At 54.6% G+C, this 12953-nt stretch carries 12 protein-coding genes; 8 read left to right on the forward strand and 4 right to left on the reverse strand.

Features of this window, described 5'->3' with window-relative positions; genetic code table 11:
* Positions 1-37: 37 nt before the first annotated feature.
* The 3 genes from hslR to BMI79_RS16575 all read right to left on the reverse strand — a co-directional run bounded on the left by hslR (position 38) and on the right by BMI79_RS16575 (position 3347).
* Complete coding sequence (gene hslR, locus BMI79_RS16565) at positions 38-445, reverse strand: ribosome-associated heat shock protein Hsp15 (RefSeq protein WP_076943225.1); 408 nt, start codon at positions 443-445, stop codon at positions 38-40.
* Positions 442-1122 carry a GMP/IMP nucleotidase gene (gene yrfG / locus BMI79_RS16570; RefSeq protein ID WP_076943226.1) on the reverse strand — a complete coding sequence of 227 codons (681 nt, stop codon included), beginning with the start codon at positions 1120-1122 and terminating at the stop codon, positions 442-444. The genes hslR and yrfG overlap by 4 nt, the downstream gene beginning before the upstream one ends.
* 86 nt (positions 1123-1208) lie before the next feature.
* Positions 1209-3347 carry an intracellular growth attenuator family protein gene (locus BMI79_RS16575; RefSeq protein WP_076943302.1) on the reverse strand — a complete coding sequence of 713 codons (2139 nt, stop codon included), beginning with the start codon at positions 3345-3347 and terminating at the stop codon, positions 1209-1211.
* Positions 3348-3817: 470 nt separating this feature from the next.
* On the opposite strand from BMI79_RS16575, the gene nudE reads away from it, so the two are divergent.
* Positions 3818-4372 carry an ADP compounds hydrolase NudE gene (gene nudE, locus BMI79_RS16580; RefSeq protein WP_076943227.1) on the forward strand — a complete coding sequence of 185 codons (555 nt, stop codon included), beginning with the start codon at positions 3818-3820 and terminating at the stop codon, positions 4370-4372.
* Between the two features lie 59 nt (positions 4373-4431).
* Here the strand turns inward: nudE and mrcA are convergent, their stop codons facing one another.
* Positions 4432-6990 carry a peptidoglycan glycosyltransferase/peptidoglycan DD-transpeptidase MrcA gene (gene mrcA, locus BMI79_RS16585; protein ID WP_076943228.1) on the reverse strand — a complete coding sequence of 853 codons (2559 nt, stop codon included), beginning with the start codon at positions 6988-6990 and terminating at the stop codon, positions 4432-4434.
* 121 nt (positions 6991-7111) lie between these two features.
* On the opposite strand from mrcA, the gene pilM reads away from it, so the two are divergent.
* The 7 genes from pilM (at position 7112) to aroB (ending at position 12833) form a co-directional block, all read left to right on the forward strand.
* Complete coding sequence (gene pilM, locus BMI79_RS16590) at positions 7112-7954, forward strand: type IV pilus biogenesis protein PilM (protein ID WP_076943229.1); 843 nt, start codon at positions 7112-7114, stop codon at positions 7952-7954.
* On the forward strand, positions 7954-8493 hold the full coding sequence (locus BMI79_RS16595; protein WP_076943230.1) for a PilN domain-containing protein: 540 nt from the start codon (positions 7954-7956) through the stop codon (positions 8491-8493). Before pilM ends, BMI79_RS16595 begins: the two co-directional genes overlap by 1 nt.
* Positions 8486-8992 carry a hypothetical protein gene (locus BMI79_RS16600; protein ID WP_076943231.1) on the forward strand — a complete coding sequence of 169 codons (507 nt, stop codon included), beginning with the start codon at positions 8486-8488 and terminating at the stop codon, positions 8990-8992. Before BMI79_RS16595 ends, BMI79_RS16600 begins: the two co-directional genes overlap by 8 nt.
* Positions 8989-9333, forward strand: coding sequence for a DNA utilization family protein (locus BMI79_RS16605; RefSeq protein ID WP_076943232.1), 345 nt, complete (start codon positions 8989-8991; stop codon positions 9331-9333). The genes BMI79_RS16600 and BMI79_RS16605 overlap by 4 nt, the downstream gene beginning before the upstream one ends.
* A gap of 10 nt (positions 9334-9343) precedes the next feature.
* Positions 9344-10591: a DNA uptake porin HofQ gene (gene hofQ / locus BMI79_RS16610; RefSeq protein WP_076943233.1), complete on the forward strand. Its 1248-nt coding sequence runs from the start codon at positions 9344-9346 to the stop codon at positions 10589-10591.
* A 531-nt stretch (positions 10592-11122) separates the two neighbouring features.
* The gene (gene aroK / locus BMI79_RS16615; protein WP_076943234.1) at positions 11123-11644 is read left to right on the forward strand and encodes a shikimate kinase AroK; all 522 of its coding nucleotides are present in this window, start codon (positions 11123-11125) and stop codon (positions 11642-11644) included.
* 94 nt (positions 11645-11738) lie between these two features.
* Positions 11739-12833 carry a 3-dehydroquinate synthase gene (gene aroB, locus BMI79_RS16620; protein ID WP_076943235.1) on the forward strand — a complete coding sequence of 365 codons (1095 nt, stop codon included), beginning with the start codon at positions 11739-11741 and terminating at the stop codon, positions 12831-12833.
* Positions 12834-12953: the final 120 nt, after the last annotated feature.

Below are 12953 nucleotides of genomic sequence, written 5' to 3' on the forward strand. Positions count from 1 at the left end.
GATCATTCCGGTTCACCAAGCTATCTTATGTGCGGCCCTACTGGGGCTGGCTCTTGAATTTAAGCAAATCACGCCGCTCTTTTTTATCCGGACGGCGATCCGGGTGCGGCATTGTCAGCGCATTCATCTTGCGGGCCAGCGCCATTTTTTCGCGGTTGGCAATGCTGGCCTCGGTTTCCTGGTAGATCTGCTGGGCTTCGCTGGCCCCACGCCGCTGAGCGGTAACGGCCAGCACCACGACGGTGCGTTCTTCATTACCCTGGCGCAGTTTGATCTCCGCATTAATCTCAACGATTTTGCTCGGCTTGCCGCGTTGGCCGTTGTAGTGCACCTTACCGCCGTCGATCATTTCGCGGGCCAGCGCACGAGTTTTATAAAAACGTGCCGCCCACAGCCATTTGTCCAGACGGACGGCATCATCATCCTGCGTTGCTTTGGCTTTCATTGCTCCCCCTGTTTCAACGCCGGTATCAACTGGCGATAGTCGCTCATTGATGGATAGCGCTGGAAAGTTTTACTCACCGTGCTGGAGTCCGGGTTTTGCACACCCAGGCAGTGGCGGATACCAAAGGTTTGGGCAGCGTCCAGAATCGGTTCGCTATCATCGATAAACAGCGTGCGCTGTGGATCAAAACCGGTTTGCTGCTGCACTGCCTGCCACAGACGCTGATCTTCTTTCGGATAACCAAATGTGTGGGTGGAAAGTAATAAATCAAGGTGCTGATCCAACCCGGTGTGCTCAATTTTTACCGCCAGGCTATGCGGATGGGCATTCGTCAGCAGAATGGTGCGGCGGCCTGCATGACGCAAAGCCTGCAGAAATGGCTCGGTATCTTCACGCAGCCGCGCGCGGTTCCCCACTTCGCTGGTCATGCGGTAGATGTCCAACTCCAGCCGATGGCTCCAGTAATCAAAGCAATACCAGTTCATGGTGTGCTGCACGGCGAGATATTCGGCATGAATGATTTTACGGGCTTCATCGAACGCAATGGCCCGTTGTTCACTCAGCGCCTGAGGAACCAGCGTCAGCCAGAAATGGCTGTCGAACTCCAGATCGAGCAGAGTCCCGTCCATATCCAGCAATACGGTGTCAATATTGCACCAGTCGAACTCGGGAACCATGAAAAAACTCCATAGGCAGGCCAAGGGTAGCCAATAGTGTTAGCGTAGCATAAGCAGAGTCTGGGTATGCACGTGCAATAGCGGAACTAGGCCACGGGGCGTATCGGTACCGGAGTGAGCTGAGGGTTAAAGCAGCTTTCATAGTAGCGCTGGATGTCGGCAAGACGATGTTGGCTCTTGCGCCAACGCTGCACCAGCCGCCAGGTGTTATAGCCAAGGCTGGCCACCAATGCCAGCAGCAGCAAGCTGGTGCCCAGGTAACGCCACAGGGTGATGATATCGGGCTCGCTGTGTAAGGCAATATGACGGGTGCCATTGGCATCAACGGCAATATTGGTGATTACGCCCTGAGCACGGAACGGGGTATTCAGTAACAGTCTGGAGAGACGTTGCAGCTCGTTCCATTGGTCGAGCGCATTGTACTCGGCCAGCGGTCGGGTTGGCAGCGGGTGATCGACCAACTGCTTACCTTCATCGCTGGTGATCAAGAATCCCCCCGGTGGCGGGCTGTTAAGTGCATCAGTGGCCAAGCGGGTTTCATGGGTGACGAACGACGATGCGGCCGCGTTGCTGAGGCTTTCCAGCGACTCTGCGCTTACTGGCCGCAACAGGACGTTAACGCCCTGCAGAGTGCCTGATTTGGCCCGCTTCACCAGGCTGGTCCAGTTTTTGGCATTGCCGAGATTGACCAGCGCGTTTTTCAAGCGTACACAGTCGCTTTCTGAGCCACAAAGATCCTGAGTTTTCAGCACAATGTCTGAGAAGTCATCCAGCAGGATCATGCCGGATTTTTCAATGGCGCTGGCCAACTGCGGGTTCAGCTTCTGATCGGTTCCACTAGGGTGCAACTGGCGGTTAATCGTAGCCAGCAGGGCGGCAGCCTTGTCGATCACCTCCGACTCCGGCTGTGGTAACGGCGCTGCGGTGTTCCAGTAGATCCCTGAGCAGTCAAAAGGCATAAAGCCTGGCACTACGGCGTTGGTGTTCCCGTTGGCGGGGGGGACATAGCACATACCGGAGCCCTGAATCTTGAGGGTGTCGCCAATGCGCAGCGGTATGGCCTCCAGCGTCTGAACGTTGGTGACATTGGCATTCTGCGCACCTTGCAGCCAGGCGCTGCTCAATTTAACCGGCAGGCTGAGGGGAACGTAGGCCAGTAATAGGACCAGCGTTACCAGGGCACTGGCGGCTAGCACGGCGTGCTTACCCCATTGCTGCAAAGGGAAATTCTTTACCTCGTCATGCAAGGAAAGATAGCGCCCTTGGCGTACCACTTGCCGGTTGAGGTAGATATCCACGTTGGTGACTTTCCCCAAATCTGACGTGAGGTAAGGCTGCCAGTGTGGGGGATAGGTCAGATCGATCACTCCCAGAGAGATATTGCTGATTTGCCCCTGATCGGCTTCGTCGAACAATCCCCAGCGTTTTGGCGTGCCGCGTAGGCAGTGGACTTCTTTCAACTCGCTTTCGGTCGGATGGCGCAGCAGCTTCCAACAGCCCCAGACGATCATCAGTACGGCAACAAAGATCATCCAGGGGATGACTATCACGGGGCTGATCAGGCTGAGAAACAGCAGCAATAGGGCGACGGAAATAGCCGCAGCCTCCTTGATACCGTTTGGGCGATGAAGCGCATGTTCCTCGGGTGTTTCCTTGCGGATGTTAACTAACTCAATATGCTCGTTCTCCTCCTGGCGGATAGAAGCATTCTGGGCGGGTGTTGCACTGACAGCGGGAGGATGCGCACGATCGTGAATATGATCAAGCAGCGAATGGCCATTGAGTGAGATAACCAGGGGTAACGTCTGTGTTTTGATTACTTCCACATGATTGTCAGCACTGATGTATTGCTCCCAGAAAGGCGGTAAATGTATTTCTTCAGAATCAAGATAATAGCGCCAGTTATTGGGCTCATCACTAGCTAGCCCATAACGAGTAATGGCATGAGTAATGGGGTAAACATGCTCACTCTGTGGCGTGAGCACCAACCTGGGGGAAGACAGCGCTGGGGAAACGGGCAAAAACTTGTTACCGGGCCTGTTTTGTTGATTGAGATAATATTCAACTGCCGCACGTTCATCTGCGGTCAGCTTACGGTGCGTTGGTTTGATAAAGGGTAGGGAACGCGCCAGTACTGGCTGTGTGCGGAATTTAAGCCAGAAACAGAGGCCAGCAGTAATCAGGCAAGCTAGCACCAAGACCAATATTAATACTATTGTGCTCATGCTGCCCTCATCGTGAACCCATAAACCTGCCAACCTCATAGACTGCTTGCCTATTATACGGAACTAACTTCCAAAGGAGATAGCTTTCATAACGTAAATTACAGTCACGAGAGCGATTGCTACGGCTGCAATATCAGTTATTTCGGACATATGCACAATTCAGATTATCCGCAGGGGATGTGCCGTATAACTTGACGACTGATAATAGATGATAGCAACGCATCTACAGACCTGATATCGGCTTTATCCTATTTTATTATGCCGTTTTTAGTGAGTTTTTTGGGCAAATGGCTTCATGCTGGCTACGCTTGTTAAAAAAAAGTAAATTAGTGCTGAAGTTCGTTGCGACAAAGGTTCTCATTAACGCACAATGTGATCAAGATCGAATTTAAGCACCTGAACTGAATGGCGTGCGCACATCATTATCCTGGTTATCGGCTTGTTGAGCAGGTAATCCATTTGAGGCAATCATGCATAAACACCTGCAAAAACCTAAAATTCTGAAAGTAGAAACGGTCGCCCGCTCGCGTTTATTCAACGTCGAATCAGTCGATCTGGAGTTCAGTAACGGTGTTCGGCGGGTTTATGAACGTATGCGGCCTTCAGAGCGTGAGGCGGTGATGATTGTGCCCGTCGTGGGGGACGATCTCTTGCTGATCCACGAATATGCGGTGGGTACCGAATCTTACGAGCTGGGCTTCCCGAAAGGCCTGATCGATCTTGGGGAGGGCGTGCTGGAAGCGGCTAACCGTGAATTGATGGAGGAGGTGGGTTTTGGTGCGCGCCGCTTTGATTTCCTTGGCAAACTGACGATGGCTCCCTCTTACTTTTCTAGCCAGATGAATATCGTGCTGGCGCACGATCTCTACCCGCAAAGCCTGGAAGGGGATGAACCGGAGCCGCTACCACAGGTGCGCTGGCCGATTGCCAACATGATGGCGTTACTGGAAGAGGAGGATTTCCGCGAGGCCCGTAACGTCAGCGCGCTGTTCCTGGCTGAGGCTTTTCTGCGTAATTCGCGTTAACGTTACCCAGATGATTTCCTGCTAAAAAAATGGCCAGATCGCTCTGGCCATTGTCGTTTTTAGAACAGCTCGTGGCTTTCGCCGCCAGGGTCCGTCAAGGTGGTACCGGCGTCATGTACCGAGAATGTTGTTGGCTGAGTGCCGTCGATAAAATACTCGGAGCGGCTGCCACTACCACCGTTGGACAGCTTGCCGGTGCTCTTGTCGATGGTTACGCTGACAATGCCCGGTGGTGGTGTGACTTTCTGCTCAGGTATACCTTCCAGTGCCACTTTCATAAAGTCATCCCACGCCGGTTGCGCACTCTTTGCACCGCCTTCGCCGCCAGAGATCTGATCCTCAATAGCGCCAGAAGCGGTTGCACGCCCCAGATCGCGACGATGATCGTCAAAACCGATCCAGACCGACGTTACGGTATTCGGGCCGTAGCCGGAGAACCAGGCATCTTTTGAACTGTTAGTGGTCCCGGTTTTGCCACCGATATCACGGCGCTTCAGATCGCGCCCGGCACGCCAGCCGGTCCCCATCCAGCCTGGTTCGCCGAAGATGTTGCTATTCAGCGCATCGCGCATCAGGAATGCCAGAGGCGTGCTGATAACGTGCGGCGCATATTGCTGCTCGTTATCCTGCTGTACCTGGGTTGGCGTTACCTGCTCCAACTGAGGCATTGGCACAGTGGCGTTACTGTTTTCCTGCGATACTGCCACGTTTTCAACGTTATCATCAGAAAGCATCGCCGAACGTTGCGTATCGCCATAGATCACCGGCAGGTTGCAGCTTTCACATACCACTTTCGGCTTGGTTTCAAACAGGGCTTTGCCGCTGTCGTCTTCAATCTTGGTGATGAAGTAAGGGTCGACCAGATAGCCGCCATTCGCCAGCACCGAGTAGCCACGCACGACCTGCAGAGGCGTAAAGGAGGCAGAACCTAACGCCAGGGATTCCGAATGCACGATGTTCTGTGCCGGGAAACCAAAGCGTTGCAGATATTCCGCTGCATAATCAACGCCCATCGCGCGCATGGCACGCACCATCACCACGTTCTTCGATTGCCCCAGACCTTGGCGCAGCCGGATCGGGCCGTCATAGGTTGGCGGTGAGTTTTTTGGCCGCCAATCTGTTCCGGCACCGGCATCCCAGCGAGCAATCGGCAGATCGTTGAGAATGGTGGCCAGCGTCAGACCCTTATCCATCGCCGCGGTGTACAGGAAGGGCTTGATGTTGGAACCGACCTGGCGCAGCGCCTGAGTCACGCGATTGAACTTGCTCTGGTTGAAATCGAAACCACCGACCAGCGCCTTGATGGCACCGTTGTTGGGATCGATGGATACCAGCGCCGAGTTGACATCTGGAACCTGAGACAGCCACCAGTTGTCATTCACTTTGCGCACCCACACCTGCTGGCCCGCCTGAACCACATCGGTGACGCGTTTCGGCGTTGGGCCCTGCTGGGTATCTGTTTTGAACGGGCGTGCCCAGCGCATACCAGACATCGGCAACGTAACGTTGCTGCCATCACCCAGCATCGCCATGGCCTGGTTGGCATCGGCCTGGGTAATCACCGCAGGAACCAGCGGGCCGTAGCTCGGCAGGTTTTTCAGGGAATCAACAATCTGTTTCTGATCCCAGGCGGCTTCACCCACTTTCCACAGCACGTTCGACGGGCCGCGGTAACCGTGGCGCATGTCATAGTCCAGAACGTTGTTACGCACCGCGTCCTGCGCTGCCAACTGCAGCTTCTTGGTGATGGTGGTGTAAACCTTGTAGCCGTCGGTATAGGCGTTCTCACCATAACGCGTGATCATCTCCTGACGTACCATCTCGGCAAGATAGGGCGCAGAGAAGCTGATTTCCGGCGCATGGTAGTGAGCGACCAGTTCCTCATTACGGGCCTGATCGTATTGCGCCTGCGTGATGTAATGCTCATCGAGCATACGCGACAGCACGACGTTGCGGCGCGCCACGGCACGATCGTGCGAATACAGCGGGTTGAAGGTCGACGGTGCTTTCGGCAGGCCGGCAATGGTCGCCATCTCGCTTAAGCTGAGCTGGCTGACATCTTTGCCGAAGTAAACCTGCGCGGCCGCCCCGACGCCGTAAGCGCGGTAGCCCAGGTAGATCTTGTTGAGATACAGCTCAAGAATTTCGTCTTTGGACAGCATCTGCTCGATGCGTATCGCCAGGAAAACTTCCTTGATTTTACGCATCAGGGTGCGTTCTGGGCTCAAGAAGAAGTTTCTTGCCAACTGTTGGGTGATGGTGCTGGCACCTTGCGACGCACGGCCAGAAACCAGGGCGACAGATGCAGCACGGAAGATACCCACCGGATCAATACCGTGGTGTTCATAGAAACGGCTGTCTTCCGTTGCGATGAAGGCGTGCGTCATCACCGGTGGAATTTGTTCCAGCTTGAGAGGAATACGCCGTTTTTCACCGAATTGAGCGATCAGTTCGCCATCGGCGCTGTAAACCTGCATCGGAATTTGCAGCCGCACGTCTTTCAGCGTTGCGACGTCGGGCAGTTGTGGCTCGACATATTTGTACAAGCCAAAAATCGAGGCTGCTCCCAGCAAGATGCAACACACTGCAAGGATTAGAAAATACTTTACGAACTTCACCTGAGATTTCCCATTTCATGTCATTTGGGCAGTTTATAAACAACCGCGCGGTAGTATAAAGGCAAGCCTGCGACATGGATATGTTCTTTTGTCATCTGACGATACGGAAGTGGGGTGAAATATGTTCTCTCAAACATGGCAGGTAGGCTTGGATATACAAAGTCACTGCGTGAGGGCACTGGCGGCGCAGCATCGCCGTAGTGGCTGGCAACTGCGTTATTGGTGGCAACAGGCGCTGCCGCAGCCGGTGCTGCGCGATGGTTATATGGAAAATTCTGAAATACTGATTACCCTACTAAAGCAGTGGCGTATTCGGTTACCAAGACATATTTCCTTACGCATTGCTTTGCCAGCGCAGCGGGTGTTACAGCACAGTTTACCGTCGCCGGATTATCGCCTGCGGGAACCGGTTCGCCATGACTACATCACGGCCCAAGGGCTGAAACAGTTCCCGCTCGACAGCCAGACGCTGGCGATGGATTACCGCATCGCGCCGTCCAATACCAATCAACTGCTGCTCACCGCCGCCCGTCAGCAGGAACTGCAGCAGTGGCTGCACTGCCTGCAGCAAGCCAATCTCCAGCCGCAGGTTGTTGATATTACTCCCAGCGCGTTGTGTTCCATGGCGGCCTTTGCCGGCCTGACGCGTGATGCTGGCCTGCTGCATCGTCTGGAACAGGAGTGGCTGTGGGTGGCACCGCGCAGTATGCCTTTTGCCTACGGCGTACTGCCGGTCAGTGAAACAGGTTGCGTGCAACAGGCACTGGCCGCCATGCGAGCGGCCTGCCCGGGATTGGGTGAGAAAGAGGTGTATTACAGCAGCGTCTTGGATGAGCCTTTGCCCGCAGGCGTCAGTTCTTGGTCACCCTTCACCGCCTTCAGCCAGTTGCACCCACCGTTACCCGCGCAGCCTACGGCTTTTGTTCTGGCGGGTGGGCTGGCGTTACGCCGCGAGGATCGCTGATGTATCAGGTTAATCTTTTGCCCTGGCGCATCAGGGCACAACGGCAACGCTATGGTTTCTGGTTGCGAGCCTTCAGCATGCAACTGTTGGTTGTTTTGGTGCTCCTGACCACGGCTTGCTTCCTATTGCGTTATCAGCAGGGGCAACAGCAGAGTGCGGTGCAGAGGCTGACACAGCAACACCAGGTGCTGACGGGGCAGCTCCAGCAGACGCAGCAGGTGATGGCAACGCTGGCGCGCCTGGCCGAGGCAGAAAATCGTCGCCAGCAGAATGAAGCACATAACCGGCGTTACCGGTCTTTACTGCAGCAACTCTCGGCGTTAATACCCGACGAACTATGGCTGACGGCGCTGGAAGAGAATGCGCAGGGCATTGCGTTGCGTGGTTTTGGCCGGCAGTACGCCGCGATCGCCCTGTTTACGCAGCGCTTGGCGGCCTTGCCTTTGTTGGAAAATCACCGCCTGGCGGAGGTGGTCCAGCATAAAGACGGCATGTTGGCTTTCACCCTGACAGCCCGCTGGGGGAAAAAAGATGGATAAACCGCTGCCGGATTGGATCAGGCCTTGGCTTTACCGGCCAGCTTGGCAACTGCTGGTGGTGCAATGGCTGCTCCTGATGGGGTTGGTGTTGCCGATCGGCGCGTTGCTGGTCTATGGCGAATGGCAACAGCGTGAGCAGTGGCAGGCGCAGCGGCAGCAGTTAGAGGCACAGATTTCCGAGCGCCAGCAACAATTGGCGCGCTTGCCGGCGCTGGGGGAATTGGAGCGGCAACTGCAGGGGCGAGTTTTGGCGCTGCCCGCGGAACCGGAGAGCTTTGCCAGCAGGCTTTATCAGGCAGGTGGTGTATTGCTACGTTGGCAACAGCAGGATCAACCCGCCCAGCAAGTTGTGAAGCTGCAGGTGGATTTTCGCGGGCTTTTGCACTTGCTGGAAGGGGTATCGCCCTCGCAGCGTATTGGCCAGATGGCGGTCGAAAAGCAAACGGCAGGGTTGATTACCCAACTGATTTTGCTCTCACCTGAAGAGAGGCACGAATGAGGCGGAAATATTGGCTGTGGCTGATGTTTGCCAACCCGGTCTGGGCTGCTCAAGATCGCGATCCGTTTCAGCAACCTTTGACGGCGTCTTGTCTTTCACCGGTGGTTTCTCCGGCAGACTGGCAGCTAAAAGGCACAATTGGTGAGCCCGGTTTGCGCCATGGTTGGCTGATGACGCCGCAAGGGCAGTGGTTCAGGCTGCAACCGCAGCAGACGTTGTTGGACGGGCTTTGGCAGGTGCTACAGATCAACGAGCGGCAACTTGAACTCAGTGAAGTGGACATGGAGCGCGTTTGTTCTCCAGCGAAGAGCAACATTGTGTTGCGGTTGGGTAAACCCTAGGGAAATGGGAATGAAAAAATGTCGTTGGCTCGCGGGATTACTGCTGGCGGTGCCCTTCATGGTGGTAGGGAATGTGCAGCAGGAAAAACCGATCTCTTTGGAGTTTCATGACACACCGGTCAGCCTGGTGTTACAGGCTTTGGCGGAATATCAGCAGTTAAACCTGGTTGCCGCCGAGGGCGTGGATGGCAATCTGACCTTGCGGCTGGAGAATGTCCCCTGGCGACAGGCGTTGGCGGTCGTATTGCGCATGGGGAAGCTGACCATGACCCTCGACGGTAATGTGATGCTGGTGTTCCCGGAGCCGGACGAACAGGAACAGCAGCGCCGCCAGCAGGCGCTGGCGCAGCAGCAACCATTGGAGAACCTGACGATCTCACTGCAAAATGCCGATGCCGGAGAGATTGCCCAAAGCCTGGATAGCCAGCGTGGCAAACTGCTGACCGAGCGCGGCAGCGTGGTGGTAGATAAGCGCACTAACGCGTTATTACTGCGCGATACCGCACCGGCGCTTACCCAGATGAAATCCTGGGTGGCAGATATGGATACGCCGCTGGAGCAGGTACAACTGGCGGCACATATCGTCACCATCAGCAGTGAAAATCTGCGTGAGCTCGGTGTGCGTTGGGGGTTGTTAGCGGATGAGAAACCGCCGCAGCCTCTGCGGATAGATAATTTCAGCGTGGGTTTGCCGGTAGAGAACAACGCCGTCGCGGCTGGTTTTCATCTGGCGCGTATCAGTGGGCGCATTCTGGATCTGGAACTGTCGGCGCTGGAACAGGAAAATGAGGTAGAAATCATTGCCAGCCCACGCCTGCTGACGGCACATCAGCAAACGGCCAGTATCAAACAGGGAACGGAAATCCCTTATGAAGTCGCGAGCGGTGCCAGTGGCGCGACCTCGGTAGAATTTAAAGAGGCCGTGCTGGGTATGGAGGTCACGCCCAAAATCCTGCCCAATGGCCGAATTACACTGACACTGCAAATCAGCCAGAACATGCCTGGTCGTTCGATAAAACAGGGGGCTGGGGAGGCTTTGGCTATCGACAAGCAGGAAATCAAAACTCAAGTCACGGTAAAAAACGGTGAAACCATTGTATTGGGTGGTATATTTCAGCAGCAAAACGTGAATGGTGCGAACAAAGTGCCAGGCGCTGGTGACGTACCGTGGCTAGGATCCTTGTTCAAACACAGCAGCAAGCAGCACAAAAGGCGTGAGTTGGTGATATTTATTACTCCAACGTTGATCAAGGTCTGAGTTACCGTGCACAACCGTTGGCGAAAAGACAAAAGTTAATGGTCAGATAGACTTTTTTCTCTCCTTGAGAGTTTCTGCGTTTGACGCTGCGGCTGATTTAGCTTACAAGGGTTACCGAATTAGGCTCCGAGGTTTTTTTCTTAATGCTATACCCGTCGTACTTTAAGTTGCAGGTGTGTTGGCTATGCTTTCTCACCCCCAGTCACCTACCTGAGTAGGCTATGAGGGTTCGTTCGCTTGCTGCCTTCCCGTAACTCGAATTATTTAGGGTATTACCCGGCGTCTTCCAAGCGGCTGCGTTGTTGGCTGCCGCGTGAAATCCATAGGATATAAGACGCCGTTAAAAACGTATGGTTTCCCTCCTGCGGCGTGAATAGCGATTTATTCGGTTGCCAAACTACCAAGAGTGTTGAGATAATTTTTCGTCTGATCTCGCACTATCGCTCATGAGGTTTCAGTTTAGGTCCCGCCGCTAATTTGATTGGCGGGGCGGGTTAACATTAACGAATTGTCTTAGTAATACCGAAAAACATGGCAGAGAAACGCAATATCTTTCTGGTTGGGCCTATGGGTGCCGGCAAAAGCACTATTGGCCGTCAGTTAGCTCAGCAACTCAATATGGAGTTTTTCGACTCCGATCAAGAAATTGAGCGACGTACCGGAGCTGACGTGGGCTGGGTATTCGACGTGGAAGGGGAAGAAGGTTTCCGCGATCGTGAAGAAAAAGTCATTAATGAACTGACGGAAAAGCAGGGGATTGTGCTGGCGACCGGCGGGGGCTCGGTTAAGTCGCGTGAAACGCGTAACCGCCTGTCGGCGCGTGGTGTCGTGGTCTATTTGGAAACCACTATCGAGAAGCAATTGGCCCGTACCCAGCGTGACAAAAAGCGTCCGCTGTTGCAGGTTGATTCTCCTCCGCGTGAAGTGCTGGAAGCGCTGGCTAAAGAGCGCAATCCGTTATACGAAGAAATTGCAGATGTTACTATCCGCACAGACGATCAAAGCGCTAAAGTGGTTGCTAACCAGATAATTAGCATGCTGGAAGGTAACTGATTGCGGTTTCCGCGTTGGCTACGGGCAAATGCGGAAATTTTGATTGTATTCCCCGCGTTGGCGGGGATAAACCACATCGAGAACTGAGCGCGACATGGAGAGACTTACCGTAACGCTTGGGGAGCGTAGCTACCCGATTACCATAGCCGCCGGATTGTTTAACGATCCGGCTTCTTTTATGCCGCTGAAGGCGGGTGAACAGGTCATGCTGGTCACCAATCAGACCTTGGCCCCGCTGTATCTGGCGCGAGTCCGTAAGGTGCTGGAGCAAGGTGGTATGGTGGTGGATCAGGTGATTCTTCCCGATGGTGAACAGTACAAATCCCTTGCCGTACTTGAGCAGGTGTTCTCGGCACTGCTGGAAAAGCCACACGGTCGTGACACCACGCTTATCGCCCTCGGCGGTGGTGTGGTGGGCGATCTGACTGGTTTTGCGAGCGCGTGCTATCAACGCGGTGTGCGTTTTATCCAGGTTCCTACCACGCTGCTTTCGCAGGTGGACTCCTCCGTTGGTGGCAAAACTGCCGTCAATCATCCGCTCGGTAAAAATATGATCGGCGCTTTCTACCAACCCGCTGCGGTGGTGGTGGATCTCGACTGCTTGCGAACCTTACCGGCGCGTGAACTTTCCTCTGGCCTGGCTGAAGTGATCAAGTACGGGATTATTCTCGACGGTGATTTCTTTGTCTGGTTGGAAAACAATATTGATGCACTGGTGGCGTTGGATATGGGTGCATTGGCGTACTGCATCCGTCGCTGCTGTGAATTGAAGGCTGAAGTGGTGGCTGCCGATGAGCGCGAAAGCGGTCTGCGTGCGTTGCTCAATCTGGGCCATACATACGGCCACGCCATTGAAGCTGAAATGGGCTACGGTGTATGGTTACACGGTGAGGCCGTTGCTGCCGGCATGATGATGGCAGCACAAACCGCGCGCCGCCTGGGCCAGTTTTCTACCAGCGATATTGAGCGTATCAGAGCGCTGTTGCTGCGTGCCGGGTTGCCAGTGTACGGGCCGCAGGAAATGGCACCGGGGGCTTATCTGCCGCACATGATGCGTGACAAGAAAGTGTTGGCAGGGGAGCTGCGCCTGGTGTTGCCGAAGGCGATCGGTGAAGCGGAAGTTCGCGGTGGTGTGGCACATGATATCGTGTTGGCTGCCATTGCGGATTGCCTGCCGCCACACGCGTAAAAAATACGAATAACTAACAGTGGCTTAGCTGCTGTTTGCATCTATGATTAATGGATGTGCAAAGCAAAAGCGGTGTCGCTTTGCCATTATCGGGTTAATAGTCTCGCACCATACCAGATT

Source organism: Serratia oryzae, from assembly GCF_001976145.1.
Lineage (GTDB): Bacteria > Pseudomonadota > Gammaproteobacteria > Enterobacterales > Enterobacteriaceae > Chania > Chania oryzae.

Excerpts from the sequence above, each read along its gene's own strand:
- hslR (WP_076943225.1), bottom strand. The coding sequence starts at position 445 with ATGAAAGCCAAAGCAACGCAGGATGATGATGCCGTCCGTCTGGACAAA.
- yrfG (WP_076943226.1), bottom strand. The coding sequence starts at position 1,122 with ATGGTTCCCGAGTTCGACTGGTGCAATATTGACACCGTATTGCTGGAT.
- BMI79_RS16575 (WP_076943302.1), bottom strand. The coding sequence starts at position 3,347 with ATGAGCACAATAGTATTAATATTGGTCTTGGTGCTAGCTTGCCTGATT.
- nudE (WP_076943227.1), top strand. The coding sequence starts at position 3,818 with ATGCATAAACACCTGCAAAAACCTAAAATTCTGAAAGTAGAAACGGTC.
- pilM (WP_076943229.1), top strand. The coding sequence starts at position 7,112 with ATGTTCTCTCAAACATGGCAGGTAGGCTTGGATATACAAAGTCACTGC.
- BMI79_RS16595 (WP_076943230.1), top strand. The coding sequence starts at position 7,954 with ATGTATCAGGTTAATCTTTTGCCCTGGCGCATCAGGGCACAACGGCAA.
- BMI79_RS16600 (WP_076943231.1), top strand. The coding sequence starts at position 8,486 with ATGGATAAACCGCTGCCGGATTGGATCAGGCCTTGGCTTTACCGGCCA.
- BMI79_RS16605 (WP_076943232.1), top strand. The coding sequence starts at position 8,989 with ATGAGGCGGAAATATTGGCTGTGGCTGATGTTTGCCAACCCGGTCTGG.
- hofQ (WP_076943233.1), top strand. The coding sequence starts at position 9,344 with ATGAAAAAATGTCGTTGGCTCGCGGGATTACTGCTGGCGGTGCCCTTC.
- aroK (WP_076943234.1), top strand. The coding sequence starts at position 11,123 with ATGGCAGAGAAACGCAATATCTTTCTGGTTGGGCCTATGGGTGCCGGC.
- aroB (WP_076943235.1), top strand. The coding sequence starts at position 11,739 with ATGGAGAGACTTACCGTAACGCTTGGGGAGCGTAGCTACCCGATTACC.